The sequence below is a fragment of the Vibrio sp. HB236076 genome, assembly GCF_040957575.1.
GTDB lineage: Bacteria > Pseudomonadota > Gammaproteobacteria > Enterobacterales > Vibrionaceae > Vibrio.
Genome location: NZ_CP162601.1, coordinates 265,506 through 281,740 on the forward strand (window position 1 = coordinate 265,506; position 16,235 = coordinate 281,740).

Genomic DNA, 16,235 nt, shown 5'->3' on the forward strand with positions numbered 1-16,235 from the left:
TCTCGAGGGACGAGGTACAGATGGCTAAAAAACCAGGACAAGATTTTCGCAGTGCTCAAGGCGGCTTAAGTGAACTAAAGTCGCGCTTATTCTTTGTAATTGGTGCACTTTTAGTATTTCGAGCCGGCTCTTTTGTGCCGATCCCTGGTATTGACGCAGCTGTACTTGCAGAACTGCTCAATCAGCAACAAGGGACCATCATTGACATGTTTAACATGTTCTCTGGTGGTGCTCTTGAGCGTGCTTCCATCCTAGCATTGGGTATCATGCCGTATATCTCGGCATCGATCGTTGTCCAATTGTTAACGGTGGTTCACCCCGCGTTAGCCGAACTCAAAAAAGAGGGTGAGGCAGGGCGTCGTAAGATTAGCCAATATACGCGGTATGGCACGCTCGTACTTGCAATCTTCCAAGCGATTGGTATTGCAACAGGTTTGCCGAACATGGTCGACAATCTGGTCGTTATCGACCAAACCATGTTCACCCTGATTGCTACCATTAGTTTAGTAACTGGTACCATGTTCTTAATGTGGTTAGGTGAACAAATTACTGAGCGTGGAATTGGTAACGGTATTTCTTTGATTATCTTTGCAGGTATCATTGCAGGACTACCGTCTGCCATTGGCAGTACGATTGAGCAAGCGCGTCAAGGTGAATTGCACGTGCTTCTTCTACTATTGATTGCGGTAGTTGCTTTTGCGGTTATCTACTTTGTTGTCTTTATGGAACGCGGTCAACGTCGTATCGTCGTTAACTACGCCAAGCGTCAACAAGGTCGTAAGGTATTCGCAGCACAAAGCTCACACTTGCCATTGAAAATTAATATGGCCGGTGTTATCCCAGCAATCTTTGCTTCGAGCATTATCTTGTTCCCCGGAACCTTAGCGCAATGGTTCGGTCAGGACCAAAGTCAAGGTGTTTTAGGATGGCTAACTGACATCTCTTTAGCACTGAGCCCTGGCCAACCTTTGTATCTAATGCTGTATGCAGTAGCGATTATATTTTTCTGCTTCTTTTACACGGCGTTGGTTTTCAACCCGCGTGAAACGGCAGATAACTTGAAGAAGTCGGGTGCATTCATACCCGGTATCCGCCCAGGTGAGCAGACAGCGAAGTACATTGATAAAGTGATGACACGTTTAACCTTAGCAGGTGCACTGTACATTACCTTTATCTGTCTGATCCCACAGTTCATGATGGCCGCGTGGAATGTTCATTTCTACTTTGGCGGTACATCGCTACTGATTGTAGTAGTGGTTATCATGGACTTTATGGCACAGGTACAGACCCACATGATGTCAAGTCAGTATGAGTCTGTGTTGAAAAAGGCAAATCTGAAAGGCTACGGCCGTTAATTCAGAGTTCCATTACGGAGTTTAGCAATGAAAGTTCGTGCTTCCGTTAAAAAAATCTGCCGTAACTGTAAAGTAATCAAGCGTAACGGTGTCGTTCGCGTGATCTGTAGCAGTGAGCCAAAGCACAAACAGCGCCAAGGCTAATTAGCAGAAATTTTTACTTGAAAAATAAGGTAGTGTCGAGTATATTCCTCGGCCTACCTTTTGCGTGCAAAAGAAGTAGTAATCTCGCAGCGTATCCTCAACGGGCTTTGCTGCGAGTAATTCTTTTTATAAAGTACTAGGAGTGAATAGTGGCCCGTATAGCAGGCATTAACATTCCTGATCAAAAACATGCTGTGATTGCACTAACGTCAATCTACGGCATCGGTAAAACTCGCTCTAAAGCTATTCTAGCTGAAGTGGGTATTGCTGAAGATGTTAAGATCAGTGAACTGAATGAAGAGCAGATCAATCAACTGCGTGATGGTGTAGCTAAGTACACTGTAGAAGGTGATCTTCGTCGTGAAATTTCCATGAACATCAAGCGTCTGATGGACCTTGGTTGTTTCCGTGGTCTTCGTCACCGTCGCAGTCTACCTCTACGTGGACAGCGTACTAAAACCAACGCTCGCACCCGTAAGGGTCCGCGTAAGCCGATCAAGAAATAATCGGGAAGGGTAGAGTACAATGGCAAAACAACCAACTCGCGCTCGTAAACGCGTTCGTAAGCAAGTAGCTGATGGCGTTGCGCACATCCATGCTTCTTTTAACAACACAATCGTAACCATTACAGACCGTCAAGGTAATGCTCTTGCATGGGCTACTGCAGGTGGTTCAGGTTTCCGTGGTTCTCGTAAGTCAACTCCGTTCGCTGCACAGGTTGCTGCTGAGCGTTGTGCTGAAATGGCTAAAGAATACGGTCTTAAAAACTTGGAAGTTATGGTTAAGGGTCCAGGTCCAGGTCGCGAATCTACTGTTCGTGCACTGAACGCTGCTGGTTTCCGTATCACTAACATTGTTGATGCGACACCAATCCCTCATAACGGTTGTCGTCCACCCAAGAAACGTCGCGTATAACGTTTCTAGGAGAATTGGAGAAGAATCATGGCAAGATATTTGGGTCCTAAGCTGAAGCTTAGCCGTCGCGAAGGTACAGACTTATTCCTTAAGTCAGGCGTACGCGCGATCGATACCAAGTGTAAAATCGATAACGCACCAGGTGTACACGGCGCTCGTCGCGGTCGTCTATCTGAGTATGGCGTTCAGCTTCGTGAGAAGCAAAAAGTTCGTCGTATGTACGGCGTTCTAGAAAAACAATTCCGTAACTACTACAAAGAAGCGGCACGTCTTAAAGGCAACACAGGTGAAAACCTACTTCAACTTCTTGAAGGTCGTCTAGATAACGTCGTTTACCGCATGGGCTTCGGTGCAACTCGCGCAGAAGCACGTCAGCTAGTTAGCCACAAAGCTATCTTGGTGAATGGTAAAGTTGTAAACGTTCCTTCTTTCAAAGTAGCGGCTGATGACGTTGTTTCTATTCGTGAAAAAGCTCAAAAGCAATCACGCGTTAAAGCAGCTCTAGAAGTTGCAGAACAACGTGAAAAACCAACTTGGATTGAAGTAGATGCTAGCAAGATGGAAGGTACTTTCAAGCGTAAGCCTGAACGTTCAGATCTATCAGCTGATATCAACGAACAATTGATCGTCGAGCTTTACTCTAAGTAAGGTTTAAACTAAAGAGAGGACACAATGCAGGGTTCTGTAACAGAATTTCTTAAGCCACGTCTAGTTGACATCGAACAAGTTAACTCGACTCACGCAAAAGTAACTCTTGAGCCATTAGAGCGTGGCTTTGGCCATACTCTAGGTAATGCACTTCGTCGTATTCTATTATCTTCTATGCCAGGTTGTGCTGTCACAGAAGTAGAAATCGACGGCGTACTTCACGAGTACAGTACGAAAGAAGGTGTTCAGGAAGACATTCTTGAAATTCTTCTAAACCTTAAAGGTTTGGCTGTTCGCGTTGCCGAAGGCAAAGATGAAGTTATCATTACGTTAAACAAATCAGGCTCGGGCCCTGTGGTTGCAGGTGACATCACCCATGATGGTGATGTAGAGATCGCTAACCCGGAACACGTTATCTGTCATTTGACAGACAACAATGCTGAGATCGCTATGCGTATCAAAGTTGAACGTGGTCGTGGTTACATTCCAGCTTCTGCTCGTATCCATAATGAAGATGATGAGCGTCCAATTGGTCGTTTGCTTGTCGATGCCACTTTCAGCCCAGTAGACAAAATTGCCTACGCTGTTGAAGCGGCTCGTGTTGAGCAACGTACCGATTTAGACAAGCTTGTAATCGATATGGAAACGAACGGTACTCTAGAACCTGAGGAAGCAATCCGTCGTGCAGCAACAATCCTTGCTGAACAATTGGATGCGTTCGTAGATCTTCGCGATGTACGTGTACCTGAGGAGAAAGAAGAGAAGCCAGAATTCGATCCTATCCTACTGCGTCCTGTAGACGATCTTGAACTAACAGTTCGCTCTGCTAACTGTTTGAAAGCAGAAGCGATTCACTACATCGGTGATCTAGTACAGCGTACTGAGGTTGAGCTACTTAAAACGCCTAACCTTGGTAAGAAATCTCTGACCGAGATTAAAGACGTACTTGCATCACGTGGCCTTTCTCTGGGTATGCGCCTAGAAAACTGGCCGCCGGCGTCTATCGCTGAAGATTAATCGATACTAGTTAGAAGGATTAGGTCATGCGCCATCGTAAGAGTGGTCGTCAACTCAACCGCAACAGCAGCCATCGCAAGGCAATGTTTAGCAACATGGCTAGCTCTCTTGTACGTCATGAAGTTATCAAGACTACATTGCCAAAAGCAAAAGAGCTACGTCGCGTCGTTGAGCCTTTGATTACACTAGCTAAGACTGACAGTGTTGCTAACCGTCGTCTAGCATTTGCTCGCACTCGTGATAACGAAGTTGTAGCAAAACTATTTAATGAATTAGGTCCACGTTTCGCTGCCCGTCAAGGCGGTTATACTCGTATCCTAAAAGCTGGTTTCCGTGCTGGCGACAAAGCTCCAATGGCTTACATTGAGCTTGTTGACCGCCCAGAAGCTGAAGCTGCTGCAGAGTAATTTATTACTGTAATGCAGAAAAAGCCGAGCTTAATAGCTCGGCTTTTTTATTATTAGTGATTGACCATCTCGCAAGTGCTTTTTCTCAACTTGCTCACTGCCTATCTATAGAATCGATGTTGCTTAATCCTCCGTTAACTCAATAACTGGATAAAAACGCGATAACATAGTTAAGAAAATAACCTTTAGAATAACTACTTACTGTCTTGTCTTTATAAGCAAATAGGTTGCCTTATTCTCAAGCTTTATCTTTTCCCTACCGTTTATTAGCTTTAGGCGATAAGGATTATTGCTAACCTCGAACTCTTAGAGGGTTACTTTCATAAGTGGCTATAGTTTGTAAGGTAGACTGCATTCCCATAGTTCGAGGCTTATAGTTGATCAAAAAATCACCTTCGCTTTTTCCCTTGGCAAAAGAACTGTCGTAAATTGGTGATTCCACTAACCAACGAGTTTTACTACGCGCTTCTTCGTTACTAACACCTTCATATTCTATGCGATACAGAGCGGTATAAAGCATGGTACGACCTAGACCGTGATAACAGTGAATTAATACCGGGTAGTTATCTGGGTTATCTAATACTTGATAAAAGGCGGTGAGGGTGTGTTTGTCTGGCGTTTGTTTAGAGCGGATATTGATATAATTGAGCCCTTCAATGGCATCGGCTGCAGCCGACAATTCTTCTGAAGGGTATTTGGTGATTTCATTACGTAAATCAATGATCGTCTTAATACCATATTCATCGGTGTATTTTTTCAGCTTTTCTGGGTTTATCGCGGCTAACTTGTAGACTTTTCCCTCACTGATGGTGCCAAAATTATAGTTAAGGTGTTTATGCCAGGTAAAGTAGCCACCTGCAGTCGCACTGGTACTGATAGCGATGACTGCTAGTACTGCACCCCATTTCTTCACGTTTTTCCTTCCTTGATTTGAGAATAAATGATAAATGTATTTGTAACAGCTCTAGATGAACATGAGGTGATAATGGGTAGTGTCAGAAGTTGTTTTGTGATGAATGACAGTGATTTTTTTAGAAAATTGATTTTGTTCTCAATTTGTTACTCTCTGACTGATAAGTGAAATGGCGGGGGAGGCAGAGCGCTAATTGGATTTTTCGGGGTTGTTTTTTTACTCTGTATTGTCTAATTCGTAAGAGTTGCTTTGATGGTTGGACGTGTCTTCTGACTCTGGGGGGCTGTATTCGGTGAAATGGAGAAAGTGTTTGGTTTTTGATTTGTCCTTTATGGTATCAAGAAAGTGACCATGGCCAAAAACAGCCGAATTAACAAAAAGCAGCCTGCGCTGCTTTTTGTTTAACTCTTTTCGACCTTATGAGGTTTGCCACAGGCTGCTCAGTGAGCTCATTAAACCACTCGATGCACCTTGATTACTCAAGTACTGCAATAAAACAGGGGCATACTGTGACACCATAGAGGCATCCATACCTAAGCTTTCAAAAATTTGCGTTACTGACCCCATACTCGTCGCCATGCTGCTTAATCCTGGGACTGAGCTTTGCAAGCTGCTAAGACCGGGAACGAGGCTTGAAAGTTCACTGCTGTTTTCTGCTGACAGTTGACTTGATGCCAACGCAAATAATGCACCAGAACCTGCTGTTGCTTGTGCTGATGACACGTCGAGTTGACTGGTCAATGCTTCGACCACAGGTGAATTGCTTTGGGTGTTGACACTAGAAGCGCTAAGTGAAGATGCTGCACTGGCAATAGAGCTTAGGCTATTGGATGATTTTTCGCTGTCCGAGTCATCGCCAAAGCCGAACAATGCATAACTTGGTAAAGAAATCACAAGGGCGGAAAGGAGCAGTGTCGGTTTAATTAGTTTCATTGGGTATCCTTAACGACAGAAGAGAATATGAAAACCAGTCTATAAGCTGGCAAAAAAAAAAGCGACGCTAATTCGTCGCTTTAACAAGAATTTGTGCTTTAGCTTCAATCTTAACGGCTGTATGACAAAACAAGGTTGCTTTATTAAAACCGCTACGAATCGAACTTAAAGAATATCCAGAAGCTCTACTTCGAATACGAGAGCTGCAAAAGGAGGGATTGCTGCACCAGCGCCACGCTCGCCATAAGCCAGGTCTTGTGGGATGTACAATTTCCATTTAGAGCCAACAGGCATCAGTTGTAGTGCTTCAACCCAACCTTTGATAACGCCAGTCACTGGGAACTCAGCTGGTTCGCCACGGGTTACAGAGCTGTCGAATACCGTACCATCAGTTAATTGACCGTGGTAGTGAACACGTACTTGTTTGTCTGAAGTCGGGATTTCACCTTCACCTTGGGTGATCACTTCGTATTGAAGACCAGATTCTAGAACAGTAACTTCTGGGCGAAGTGCATTGTCTTTTAGGAATGCTTCACCATCTGCAGCTGCTGCTTTAGCCGCTTCTTGACGCGCTTCTTCTGCACGGCCGCTGAGCTCTTGAAGTGCTTTGTTGATCTCGTCGATTTCCACTGCTGGCTGTGCGCCAGTGAGTGCTGTCGCGATACCTTCAGCGATCGCTGCAACGCTAAGGCCTTCTAGACCAGAACCTGCAAGCTGTTGGCCCATTTGAATGCCGATGCCGTAGCTGGCTTTTTCTTCTACTGTGTTGAATGTTACTTCAGACATGCTGTCTCTCTTTTGCATCATTAAATTAAGGCATCAGAATAACAGTTTCACACGCAGGTTTAAATCCTTGTCCATCGACTTCGCAACTTTGTTGTGATTCGATTGCTATTCCGGTCAAGTTCACGTAAAAATTGCTGTTATTTACCACTTATGATCCGCTTTTTTCTTTATAATCTTGCGATAAGTGTGTCTTATGGTTAATTGGCCAACAAGGTAATGTGATGAACCGGCGTGTGAAAAAGAAACCACAACCCAAAGAACCCCAACAGTACTTTGCAGAGTTCAGCGAGGCTTGTTCTTTGTTAACACGCCGTTGGTATCAGCAGGGTTGTGATAAAAGTAAAGTGTTATATCAAGAGCTTAAATCATTGCCTTTGGCTCACCGACGAGGTATCGGTGTATTGACCATATTGGTGTTGATCATTGCCGTGATTCCCTTTCCCAGTTCGACTTCAGAAGACGCTGCAAGCCAAACTCCCCAGCGAGTCAATGTTGGCCTAAATGTGCAAGACATGAGTCGCGAGGACACTAAAGTTGCACCATTGCAATCGAAACAATGGCACCAATACACGGTTGAATCTGGCGATACGTTGGCGAAGGTTTTTCGTGTTAATCAATTGCCAATGGGAGATTTAAACGCTTTAGTGGCCGTTGAAGGGGCTGATCAGCCCCTTAGTCGTATACGAGTCGGTGAAGTGCTGCGCTATAAACTGACTTCAGAAGGACAAGTTGATATTTTACAATTGAGTAAAGGCGATCAGGCGGTGATGTTTTTCCGTATGTCTGATGGCCAGTTTGGTCGACAATCGCAATAAGTTTTCGACGTCTTTTTTACTCCGATAACGGCCACTTCGGCTGTATTTTATGCTCTATCTTCGCTGTTTAAGTGCATTTTTACATGCAAAATATCATCTTCAAGATAGGGCTCACTGATGACTTCAAATCCGTGTTGTTGATAAAAGTCGGTCAAGTGTGCTTGCGCGCCAATCGTTAAGCTAGGGTACTGACACTGGTCAAACTGATAGTCGAGGGCGGCATCAATCAGTTGATGAGCGAGCCCTAAACCACGTGCGTTCGGTGCAATGATGACGCGACCAATACTGGCCTCGTCATAACTGCACTTTGGCGGCAACAGCCGAGCATAGGCGGCGATCTCACCCTTTATTTCGCCAACCAGATGATACACATCAGGGTGCTTGTCCAGATTATCCAGTTCGGGGTAGGGGCAAGTTTGTTCTACCACAAAGACGTCAACACGCAATTTTATTATGTCGTACAATAACTCATTGGGTAATTGTTCAAAGCGGTATAATGTCCATTGTATTTCTTGCATATCAAATCTCACTATTGGTGAATGCCGTCGCGTTACTGATTCTGACCTAATACCACGCTCACTAAATAGCGGGTCATTCTAGCGGGTTAAACCACTCGATGATGTCGTTAAGAAAATAACATGTAGAATAACGACTTAGTTTCTGTTCTTGATAAGAAAAGGCTTGCCTTATTCTCAAGCTTTTCTCCAGCGCTATCCTTGATCACCTACTTAATCAGATTGGTATTAATCATATTGGTATAAGGGAACAATGAAGTGTGCACGTTCACTAAGTCACACATTGTTGGCATTGCTCTACTGTAAAGTCGTTGACCAAATCTGGGTAACGCGACAGTAAACTTTGGTAGATGAGTTGACTATCAAAATCGCGCATCCGTCTTCTTTGCTCAAGTTGCTGACAATAAACCTCAAGCAGGGCAGGCCATTTCTCGCTTTTTGTATTACGCCAAGTTTGGACTAGGTCAATCGGCAGTTCGATCAACTGACAAGGGGTGAGACTTTCAATCAGGCTGTCACTGACCGTCGATGATAGGTGGCAAAGGCTCATTAACCAATCTCCGTCACTATAAAGTCCCTTGGGCGTCAACGTGCCTTGATGATCGATTTGTTGTTCGAGCAAAACCCCTTCGGCGACAAAGTAGATTGCACTGTGCGGTTGTCCTTGTTTCACAATGATCTCTTGGGTTGGGTATTGGAGTAATTGACAAGCTCTGGCCTCTTCATCGTTTAAGTTGGGTAACTCGGTCGTGTGCCAGTGAGCCTCGAGTTCATCGTGCAATGCTTGTGATCGATTTTGCATGGTTTGTTATTCCTTTGGGGTTAATCGGCCAAGGTATGCCACATCTCTTAGCAGTAAAAAGCATAAAGAATAAAATTTTAGAATTTCAAGTCATAAAGTAAGCAGGTAATAATGCCACTATCAACCGCTGTTTGAAAAGAGAATCGTCATGAGTAGTAAGGAAACTGTTACCCCACTGAAAACGCCGAAACCGCGTTTAGTTAGCTCGTCTTTTCAGCCGAGTCAATTAAAAGCCGGAGAGGTTGCGTTAGTTGGAGCGGGGCCAGGTGATGTTGAATTGCTTACTCTCAAAGCGTATCACTTTCTGCAACAAGCGGATGTGGTGCTTTATGACTATTTAGTGTCTGATGACATTATGGCTTTAATCCCATCAGATACCATCTTGGTCTGTGTCGGAAAAAAAGCCGGACACCACAGTGTGCCACAAGAAAAGACCAATAAATTACTGGTTGATTTTGCTAAGCAAGGTCATCGAGTGGTACGTATTAAAGGCGGCGATCCTTTTATTTTTGGCCGCGGTGGTGAAGAATTAGAGGTATTGGTTGATGCTGGCGTGTCTTTTCAGGTGGTACCAGGAATTACTGCAGCCGCGGGAGCAACAGCCTATGCTGGTATTCCTTTGACCCATCGCGATTATGCTCAGTCAGCGATGTTTGTGACCGGTCACCTCAAGGCGGAGAGCGATAGCCTTGATTGGTCAACGCTAGCGAGAGATAAACAAACCCTAGTCATTTATATGGGGTTGATGAAAGCGTGTCATCTCCAGGCACAACTTATTGAGCACGGCAGAACCCCATCGACACCGGTGGCCATTATTGAGCGTGGGACTCACCAAAGCCAAAAAGTATTAACGGGAACGTTAGCGCAATTGGCCGAGTTGGCTGAAAATGCGGCCTCTCCAGCTTTAATTGTGGTTGGTGAAGTGGTGGCATTACGAGAGCGCCTGGCTTGGTTTGGCAAAGAAAAGGGCACCATTTCAGCTCAGGCATCGGCAACCGTAATCGCGTGATTTTTACTCCCTTCTTTTTTCGACGACAGGGAGAATTATACCTTATGATCGACATTGGTCTTGGCTGGCGCTGTCGTCAGTTGGAACTTGTGATGGAGCATGTCGGTTAATTGTTCTAGGTATTTGGCATTTTTCTTATTGCCCAGTAAATGACACAACTCATTACCAACGGGAGTGAAGCGATAATACACCAAGCGAACCCCTTTTTGAGTCGCCTGAAGTGAGAGCGTATCGTCTTGATACTGAATCACTAAAGGTGCACTTTGATCAATCTCGCCCGACTCCAGTTCCGTGGCGTGCAATATTCCTAATTCGACCAAAATCAGCAAATTAGAATACGGTAATTGAAAGCTACTGGTATTGAGATGCGCACTGATCTTGCGCTTCCCTAGGCGAAAGAATCCCCCTTGAGACTGGTAACCTAAGAGCAACTTTCGGCCGGTGTCACCGCCAAAATAGCACGATAACGTTGCGGCGCGCTGGACCATTTGGGCTTCTTTAGGGCTCATGTCATAAAGCGCTTTCATGGTTTTTAATGAAATAGTTCCCGGGTTAATGATTTCTTTTTTAAGCACTAAAGCCCATAGCTTTTGCATCGCTTGGTTATGCACGTCTTGGGCAAAATCGAAAAATCGGTAAAGCCAATCTTGATCGAGTTCTTGGGTTGCCGTTTCATTTTGGCAAACACTGTGCGCGAACTTTACCACGTGCTCTAGGTTTTTTTGCCTCAGCTCTTGGCGTTTTTGTAACCGTTTCTGTAATCGTTGTAACGGGGCCTCTGATTCTTCGTTCGCCGCTTTGAGTAAGTGATCGAGATGGTGTCTTTGGGCCATACTCGCGATTTGTTGCGCACTGTCTTTGAGGTAATGTTTTTTATTGGTCGAGTGCTTGGGTTCAGTGTGGGTATCTTGGTCGCCCTTATCCGACATGAGAGTCACCTTTCATTCCTTTGTTTGGCGTCGAAATTGTAATGATTTATCTCGTGATAAAATAAAAATAGTAATAAAAAACAGATAATTATCCTTCTTTCTCGCACAGAGTTTCGATGCGTATAGTGACATTCTAACCAAGGTTGGCGCAATTTCACACAAAAAAGCTTTTCGAGATGATAATGACTTGTTACAGTTGTTATCAGTGTAAAGTGGAGGGCGTGGTATGAAAGCAGCGATCAACTGGAAGCGGATCCTGACATCGACGGCGATCGTGTTGGTCTACTTTGGCTTGTTACTTTATTTATCCCGTTATATTGAGTAGTAACGCGAAGTGATGAGTCCTCGCGTTACTGAGCATTACCTCACCGATATTACAAATCGTCATAGGGCTCGATACTTGTGCCTTCAATGGTATAGCCCGTTTGGGCAAGTTCAGAGTGGGTATTCTCTGTTTTGAGTTTACCAACCACGTAAATCACATCCCACAATTGCTGTACCGGTGCTCCTTGAGGAAATTTAACGTAAATGATCTGGTTTGGTGGTGGCGGTGGTACGTGAATACAGGCGCCGAAGTAAGGCACCAATAAAAATTCAGTAATGGTATCTTGATCGCCCTCGAGGGGAATAACAAAGCCTGGAATTTTGACTTCACTGTTGTTGAGTTCAGGGCGTACATTGCCTATCAAGGATTGTGGCGCTGCGCCGCCGTCGTGACTGACAGCGGGCAATCCTTTTTCATCAAACATGGCACGCTCGTTTTCTGGTACCAAATCGGGCCAATCCAACAAAATGGGATCGGCACTGGCCTGGCTTATCAAGCCAAACCAAAGCAGTCCAACCGTCGCAAGAGCAAGACATCGTTTTATCATCATTTAAACCTTAATTGTCATGCCATCACTGAGCGATTGACGGTAGGCAAACCAAGCGGGAAAAAAACCAACCAAAGTACCTGCCATCCACACACTGCCAAGTAGTTTGAGTTCGTAAGACGATGGCATTTTAAGAGGGAATTGCAATCCGTATTGAGCTTGTAACAAGGGCCCAACAACGATGAGAGCACAATATAAAATCGCAACGCCGAGAACAAGTCCGGACAGTGTTAAAATACTGGCTTCACTGACAAGCAAGGTGATGATAACGCGGGGCTGAGCGCCCATGGCACGCAAAATGGCCATTTCACGTCGCCGCTCTTTGAGGCTGGCGAGTAAGCTACTCAGCATTCCTAAAAAGCCAGCGACGACGACAAACAACGACACGATAAACAAAGCTTGCTCGGCGACGGACATCATGCCCCATAACTCTTGCAGAGCCACACCTGGCAAAATGCCACTCAATGGTTCATCGGCATAGGTGTTGATCTCACGCTGCAATGCGAAGGCATACACTCGTGACTTTAAGCCAAGCATCATTGCGGTGATTTCTTTGGGTTGAAGATCGTATTGCTGCAATTGCTCAACCGTTGGCGTTTTTCCGATGTGAGCACCAGATTCCCAACCGACGTGAATCGCACTAATGGCTTCTAAGGAAACGTGAATGGTTTTATCAACAGGCGTGCCAGTGGGCTTGAGAATACCGACGACCTTGAAGGGCAAGTTGTCATGGCGAGCAAAAGCGACATCACTTATCCCGTGTGCCAAAATCATTTCTGATCCCAGATTATAACCGAGTTTTTTCGCCACCTGCGCGCCAATGACCGCATCAAATAACCCTGTAAATGGGCGGCCTTGTTGAAAAGCGAGTTTTTGTTTGGAACCGTATTGATAAAATTTAAAGTAATCTTGATTGGTTCCCATGACGCGAAAGCCTTTATGGGAGTCCCCTAACGAGATGGGAATGGCCCATTTGACTAAGCGGTGGTGTGCAAAGTGTTGATAGCTTTGCCAATCGATATTATTGGTGGCATTGCCAAGGCGAAAGACAGAATAAAGCAGTAGGTTTACCTGTCCAGAACGCCCACCGACAATTAAGTCGGTTCCCGAAATCGTATGAGCAAAACTGTCTTTTGCTTCTGTGCGAATACGTTCGACCCCCATCAATAACACCACGGAAACCGCGATGGTCAAGATGGTCAAAATGGCGCTGGTGCGACGGTTGAGCAAACTGCGCCAGGCAAGCGAGAGAATACTGGCCATATTAAGCTCCATAGGCGAGGTTAATTTGGGTGAGATCCAAGCTGGTGGAAAACTGAGCCTCTAATGTTGGATCGTGACTGACGAACAAAACCGTTGACCCGACACGGTTAGCTTGTGAGAGCAATAATTCAATAAAAGTGTGGCGGTTATCGTGGTCAAGTGCCGAAGTCGGTTCATCAGCGATGATTAAGTCGGGATCGCCAATCAAAGCGCGTGCGGCGGCAACACGCTGCTGCTGACCGATACTTAAAGCCGTGACGGATTGGCTAAACAGGTTTTCGGGTAGGCCTAATTGTGAGAGCAATAAACGGGCTTTTTGTTTGGTATCTCTGCCGGTGGCCTGACGCCTTTTTTTTGAAAACTGCAGAGGCAGTAACACATTATCTAGTACGTTAAGATAAGGTAATAAATTAAATTGCTGAAAGATATAGCCAATGTGATCGGCGCGAAATTGATCTCGGGCACGAGCGTTTAACGAAGCTAGGTCTGTGTTTAAAATGCGTACGCTGCCTTGCGTGGGGTTTTGAATGCCCGTAAGTATGCTCAGTAAGGTCGATTTACCGCAACCACTGGGGCCTTTTATAAATACGTGTTCTTGAGGCTCAATATTAAGTTGCTCGATAATAAGCGTGGCTTGAGGAGAATTGGGCCAGCGAAAGGTCAAATCAGACAAGGTCACGGCATTGAGTGAAGGCATAGAAGGCTCCGAGAATTGAAAGAGGGGAGGTGATTCTCCCCCGCTTAAGATTTAAAACTTGATAGTCTGTTGACCTTTCTCAAGCTCAAAAGAGGTTTGTACTCGGTCCGTAAAGAGGTTGATTTTCACTTCATGAGTTGACGGGAATTGAGTAAACCACTGAGTGGTTAATTGGTTTAACGCTTGTGGATTCTCACAATGGAAGGCGTACTGCCCGCTAAATTGGCCGTGTCCATTCTCATCATGCTCGCCATGATCGTGTTCATCATGATCAGCGTGGTTATGCTCGTCATGATCGTGTTCATCATGGTCTGCATGGCCGTGCTCGTCATGATCGTGTTCATCATGGTCTGCATGGCCGTGTTCGCCGTGACCGTGCTCGTCGTGGTCAGCATGGTCGTGTTCGCCGTGATCGTGCTCATCGTGGTCAGCATGGTCGTGTTCGTCGTGACCCGCTTCTCCAGCGAGCTGATGAGACACTTCTGCACTGGTGACGTGACAATCCGCTTGCAAGTTGAACTGTAGCCATTGATTTACCTGCGTCAGCACGGCTTGGCTAGCGGTTAATGTTTTGCGCTGCGCTTCGTTTTGAGGGGCGTGCTCAAAACCGATAACATCCATACCAGGGGCCGTTAATTCAACTAACATATCATGACCATCTTGGGCGATATCAAGTGCCACAACGCCGTGTACGTGGGCATCGTGTTGTCGATAAGTCTCGGCGTGCAAGGCATTGTGGACGAGAGTAAGGGTTAAAGCGACAGGGAAGGCGTGTAACAATTTCATGGTGAGTTCCTAAGTTCAAAGTATCGAAATACCGTATCCAGCAGTTCTTGTAGTGATTTGGTTAATACATCTCAACGAGTTATGTATCTCAATGTGAACTGGCTGCTTTTTCATCGTCAAACTTGTATTTTGACCAATATAGCAAGTTGATATGACAAAGCGTTGACCAGCCATTCCAGATAAGAGGTAATGTTATACTATAACAAGGGGATGGGTGTCGAGATAGGCGGATTTTCTGACGCTTGACATGCGTTATTTCATTTATTTGATGTCAATGACTGTCAATCGCTCAAAATATTCGTGATGCATTTCACTTTTGCTGGCATTTTTTTGGCACTAATTCTTGCTGCTAACGTCTAATTTTTAAGGTACTGACCTAGTAAGGTTTTCGCCTTTTACCTGAACCGTTAAGGCCATTATTTATTCGCTAAGCGACTGACATTGTATGTGTTGTAAAAGCTGGCGAGTTTCTTGCTTACATCAATGGGTGTCTTGGACAAAACGAGGACTTTGCTTGTTACTTTTGTCGTCTCGTACTCAGTTTCTATGTCGTTCTCGCGTTAAAAAGCGAGTGGCTCAGTTACAACAGACTTTTAATTTTAAATATTGGAAATAAAAGGCTTTATTGATGAATTATGCCGGTTTGTCACTTTAGGTTTTATTTGAATATGGACTGGGTGCTCCAAAAAGTGATAACTCATAGCGTTTCATACTAAATGCAGTTGATGTTCGCTGTTATCATGACAGTTAATCATCGTTAAAGTAGATATTTATTTTGCTTTTACGAGTGTTAGTGAAGCTTTTTACTGCAACTTGGGTTCCGATTATACGACGGATATCTCAACCTGGGATGAAGGATAAAGTTCACCAAAATTGGGCATGGTGCTGTGACAAATGAGGTTTTTCATCAACCGATTATGATCGATATTCGCGACACTGCGAATAACTAAGTCGGGTCAGATTCGTATTGCTGTGCGAGTAAGCTCTACACAGCAAAATGATCGACGTAAATAACAATAAAAAAGGAAGGCTACTATGCAACGTGAATTTAAGGTTTACCGACCAGTACAAATAGCGCGTTTTGTTAAAACCTTGTTCAAAGGCCAGTTTGTCGTTAAAGGCGTGGGCAGTTTCGATTTTGACCAAGGAAAAGTACAACTACCTAATATTAAAGATCCAAATTGCCTTAGCGTTTATCGAGAGGTAAACCAAGCCATCAGTCAGCTAAACAGCTAGTGCACCTCATCGCTCGACGTTATATTAACCAAGCGAGTCGCAATGATTGCGCGATTTGCTTGGTAAAATGAGCCATATTTTTGTCTTATCACGGCGATGTCAGTAAAGACTGCCGACAGTGATCCTAGTCGCGAGTTGTTGCGTAAAAAAGTTTGTATCACCTCTATTTTGCCCAAATTCCCCCCCGCAATTA

General features: G+C 44.8%; 20 protein-coding genes. 10 read left to right on the top strand and 10 right to left on the bottom strand.

What is annotated here, in order from left to right; genetic code table 11:
• Positions 1-20 precede the first annotated feature (20 nt).
• From secY to rplQ, 7 genes are all read left to right on the top strand, one after another.
• Entirely contained in the window at positions 21-1,355 is a 1,335-nt protein-coding gene (gene secY, locus AB0763_RS01320) for a preprotein translocase subunit SecY (RefSeq protein ID WP_306102209.1), read from the top strand.
• 27 nt (positions 1,356-1,382) lie between these two features.
• Positions 1,383-1,499 carry a 50S ribosomal protein L36 gene (gene rpmJ, locus AB0763_RS01325; RefSeq protein ID WP_042478686.1) on the top strand — a complete coding sequence of 39 codons (117 nt, stop codon included), beginning with the start codon at positions 1,383-1,385 and terminating at the stop codon, positions 1,497-1,499.
• Between the two features lie 149 nt (positions 1,500-1,648).
• Positions 1,649-2,005 (top strand): 30S ribosomal protein S13, encoded by a 357-nt coding sequence (gene rpsM, locus AB0763_RS01330; RefSeq protein WP_306102208.1) that lies wholly within the window; start codon positions 1,649-1,651, stop codon positions 2,003-2,005.
• A 19-nt stretch (positions 2,006-2,024) separates the two neighbouring features.
• On the top strand, positions 2,025-2,414 hold the full coding sequence (gene rpsK / locus AB0763_RS01335; RefSeq protein WP_001118870.1) for a 30S ribosomal protein S11: 390 nt from the start codon (positions 2,025-2,027) through the stop codon (positions 2,412-2,414).
• A 27-nt stretch (positions 2,415-2,441) separates the two neighbouring features.
• Positions 2,442-3,062 (top strand): 30S ribosomal protein S4, encoded by a 621-nt coding sequence (gene rpsD, locus AB0763_RS01340; protein WP_306102207.1) that lies wholly within the window; start codon positions 2,442-2,444, stop codon positions 3,060-3,062.
• Between the two features lie 24 nt (positions 3,063-3,086).
• Entirely contained in the window at positions 3,087-4,079 is a 993-nt protein-coding gene (gene rpoA, locus AB0763_RS01345; protein ID WP_306102206.1) for a DNA-directed RNA polymerase subunit alpha, read from the top strand.
• Positions 4,080-4,105: 26 nt separating this feature from the next.
• On the top strand, positions 4,106-4,486 hold the full coding sequence (gene rplQ / locus AB0763_RS01350) for a 50S ribosomal protein L17 (protein ID WP_167411906.1): 381 nt from the start codon (positions 4,106-4,108) through the stop codon (positions 4,484-4,486).
• Between the two features lie 292 nt (positions 4,487-4,778).
• Here rplQ and AB0763_RS01355 read toward each other — a convergent pair whose 3' ends face one another.
• The 3 genes from AB0763_RS01355 to AB0763_RS01365 form a co-directional block, all read right to left on the bottom strand.
• Positions 4,779-5,399, bottom strand: a complete 621-nt coding sequence (locus tag AB0763_RS01355) for a dual specificity protein phosphatase family protein (protein WP_306102205.1) — start codon at positions 5,397-5,399, stop codon at positions 4,779-4,781.
• 417 nt (positions 5,400-5,816) lie between these two features.
• Positions 5,817-6,332, bottom strand: a complete 516-nt coding sequence (locus tag AB0763_RS01360; RefSeq protein WP_306102204.1) for a DUF2780 domain-containing protein — start codon at positions 6,330-6,332, stop codon at positions 5,817-5,819.
• Positions 6,333-6,497: 165 nt separating this feature from the next.
• Entirely contained in the window at positions 6,498-7,118 is a 621-nt protein-coding gene (locus tag AB0763_RS01365; RefSeq protein ID WP_306102203.1) for an FKBP-type peptidyl-prolyl cis-trans isomerase, read from the bottom strand.
• Between the two features lie 233 nt (positions 7,119-7,351).
• Here AB0763_RS01365 and AB0763_RS01370 point away from each other — a divergent pair, with 233 nt between their 5' ends.
• Entirely contained in the window at positions 7,352-7,933 is a 582-nt protein-coding gene (locus AB0763_RS01370) for a LysM-like peptidoglycan-binding domain-containing protein (RefSeq protein ID WP_306102202.1), read from the top strand.
• A gap of 47 nt (positions 7,934-7,980) precedes the next feature.
• On the opposite strand, the gene AB0763_RS01375 is transcribed toward AB0763_RS01370, so the two are convergent.
• Both AB0763_RS01375 and AB0763_RS01380 read right to left on the bottom strand, forming a co-directional pair.
• Positions 7,981-8,451 (bottom strand): GNAT family N-acetyltransferase, encoded by a 471-nt coding sequence (locus AB0763_RS01375; RefSeq protein WP_306102201.1) that lies wholly within the window; start codon positions 8,449-8,451, stop codon positions 7,981-7,983.
• A 268-nt stretch (positions 8,452-8,719) separates the two neighbouring features.
• A complete protein-coding gene (locus AB0763_RS01380) occupies positions 8,720-9,250 on the bottom strand; it encodes a Crp/Fnr family transcriptional regulator (RefSeq protein WP_306102200.1) in 531 nt (176 codons plus the stop codon).
• A 148-nt stretch (positions 9,251-9,398) separates the two neighbouring features.
• Here AB0763_RS01380 and cobA point away from each other — a divergent pair, with 148 nt between their 5' ends.
• Positions 9,399-10,259 (top strand): uroporphyrinogen-III C-methyltransferase, encoded by an 861-nt coding sequence (gene cobA / locus AB0763_RS01385; protein ID WP_306102199.1) that lies wholly within the window; start codon positions 9,399-9,401, stop codon positions 10,257-10,259.
• 35 nt (positions 10,260-10,294) lie between these two features.
• On the opposite strand, the gene AB0763_RS01390 is transcribed toward cobA, so the two are convergent.
• From AB0763_RS01390 to AB0763_RS01410, 5 genes are all read right to left on the bottom strand, one after another.
• Positions 10,295-11,188: a TIGR03899 family protein gene (locus AB0763_RS01390; RefSeq protein ID WP_306102198.1), complete on the bottom strand. Its 894-nt coding sequence runs from the start codon at positions 11,186-11,188 to the stop codon at positions 10,295-10,297.
• Positions 11,189-11,562: 374 nt separating this feature from the next.
• Positions 11,563-12,060 carry a DUF3299 domain-containing protein gene (locus AB0763_RS01395; protein WP_306102234.1) on the bottom strand — a complete coding sequence of 166 codons (498 nt, stop codon included), beginning with the start codon at positions 12,058-12,060 and terminating at the stop codon, positions 11,563-11,565.
• 3 nt (positions 12,061-12,063) lie between these two features.
• Complete coding sequence (locus AB0763_RS01400; protein ID WP_306102197.1) at positions 12,064-13,323, bottom strand: FtsX-like permease family protein; 1,260 nt, start codon at positions 13,321-13,323, stop codon at positions 12,064-12,066.
• A 1-nt stretch (position 13,324) separates the two neighbouring features.
• Positions 13,325-14,020: an ABC transporter ATP-binding protein gene (locus tag AB0763_RS01405; RefSeq protein ID WP_306102196.1), complete on the bottom strand. Its 696-nt coding sequence runs from the start codon at positions 14,018-14,020 to the stop codon at positions 13,325-13,327.
• Positions 14,021-14,071: 51 nt separating this feature from the next.
• Positions 14,072-14,806 carry a DUF2796 domain-containing protein gene (locus AB0763_RS01410; RefSeq protein WP_306102195.1) on the bottom strand — a complete coding sequence of 245 codons (735 nt, stop codon included), beginning with the start codon at positions 14,804-14,806 and terminating at the stop codon, positions 14,072-14,074.
• 1,035 nt (positions 14,807-15,841) lie between these two features.
• On the opposite strand from AB0763_RS01410, the gene AB0763_RS01415 reads away from it, so the two are divergent.
• Positions 15,842-16,042: a DUF1107 domain-containing protein gene (locus tag AB0763_RS01415; protein ID WP_306102194.1), complete on the top strand. Its 201-nt coding sequence runs from the start codon at positions 15,842-15,844 to the stop codon at positions 16,040-16,042.
• Positions 16,043-16,235: the final 193 nt, after the last annotated feature.

Bases quoted from the DNA above. Each gene is read 5' to 3' on its own strand.
- secY (WP_306102209.1), top strand. From the start codon at position 21: ATGGCTAAAAAACCAGGACAAGATTTTCGCAGTGCTCAAGGCGGCTTA.
- rpmJ (WP_042478686.1), top strand. From the start codon at position 1,383: ATGAAAGTTCGTGCTTCCGTTAAAAAAATCTGCCGTAACTGTAAAGTA.
- rpsK (WP_001118870.1), top strand. From the start codon at position 2,025: ATGGCAAAACAACCAACTCGCGCTCGTAAACGCGTTCGTAAGCAAGTA.
- rpsD (WP_306102207.1), top strand. From the start codon at position 2,442: ATGGCAAGATATTTGGGTCCTAAGCTGAAGCTTAGCCGTCGCGAAGGT.
- rpoA (WP_306102206.1), top strand. From the start codon at position 3,087: ATGCAGGGTTCTGTAACAGAATTTCTTAAGCCACGTCTAGTTGACATC.
- rplQ (WP_167411906.1), top strand. From the start codon at position 4,106: ATGCGCCATCGTAAGAGTGGTCGTCAACTCAACCGCAACAGCAGCCAT.
- AB0763_RS01360 (WP_306102204.1), bottom strand. From the start codon at position 6,332: ATGAAACTAATTAAACCGACACTGCTCCTTTCCGCCCTTGTGATTTCT.
- AB0763_RS01365 (WP_306102203.1), bottom strand. From the start codon at position 7,118: ATGTCTGAAGTAACATTCAACACAGTAGAAGAAAAAGCCAGCTACGGC.
- AB0763_RS01375 (WP_306102201.1), bottom strand. From the start codon at position 8,451: ATGCAAGAAATACAATGGACATTATACCGCTTTGAACAATTACCCAAT.
- AB0763_RS01380 (WP_306102200.1), bottom strand. From the start codon at position 9,250: ATGCAAAATCGATCACAAGCATTGCACGATGAACTCGAGGCTCACTGG.
- cobA (WP_306102199.1), top strand. From the start codon at position 9,399: ATGAGTAGTAAGGAAACTGTTACCCCACTGAAAACGCCGAAACCGCGT.
- AB0763_RS01390 (WP_306102198.1), bottom strand. From the start codon at position 11,188: ATGTCGGATAAGGGCGACCAAGATACCCACACTGAACCCAAGCACTCG.
- AB0763_RS01395 (WP_306102234.1), bottom strand. From the start codon at position 12,060: ATGATAAAACGATGTCTTGCTCTTGCGACGGTTGGACTGCTTTGGTTT.
- AB0763_RS01400 (WP_306102197.1), bottom strand. From the start codon at position 13,323: ATGGCCAGTATTCTCTCGCTTGCCTGGCGCAGTTTGCTCAACCGTCGC.
- AB0763_RS01405 (WP_306102196.1), bottom strand. From the start codon at position 14,020: ATGCCTTCACTCAATGCCGTGACCTTGTCTGATTTGACCTTTCGCTGG.
- AB0763_RS01410 (WP_306102195.1), bottom strand. From the start codon at position 14,806: ATGAAATTGTTACACGCCTTCCCTGTCGCTTTAACCCTTACTCTCGTC.
- AB0763_RS01415 (WP_306102194.1), top strand. From the start codon at position 15,842: ATGCAACGTGAATTTAAGGTTTACCGACCAGTACAAATAGCGCGTTTT.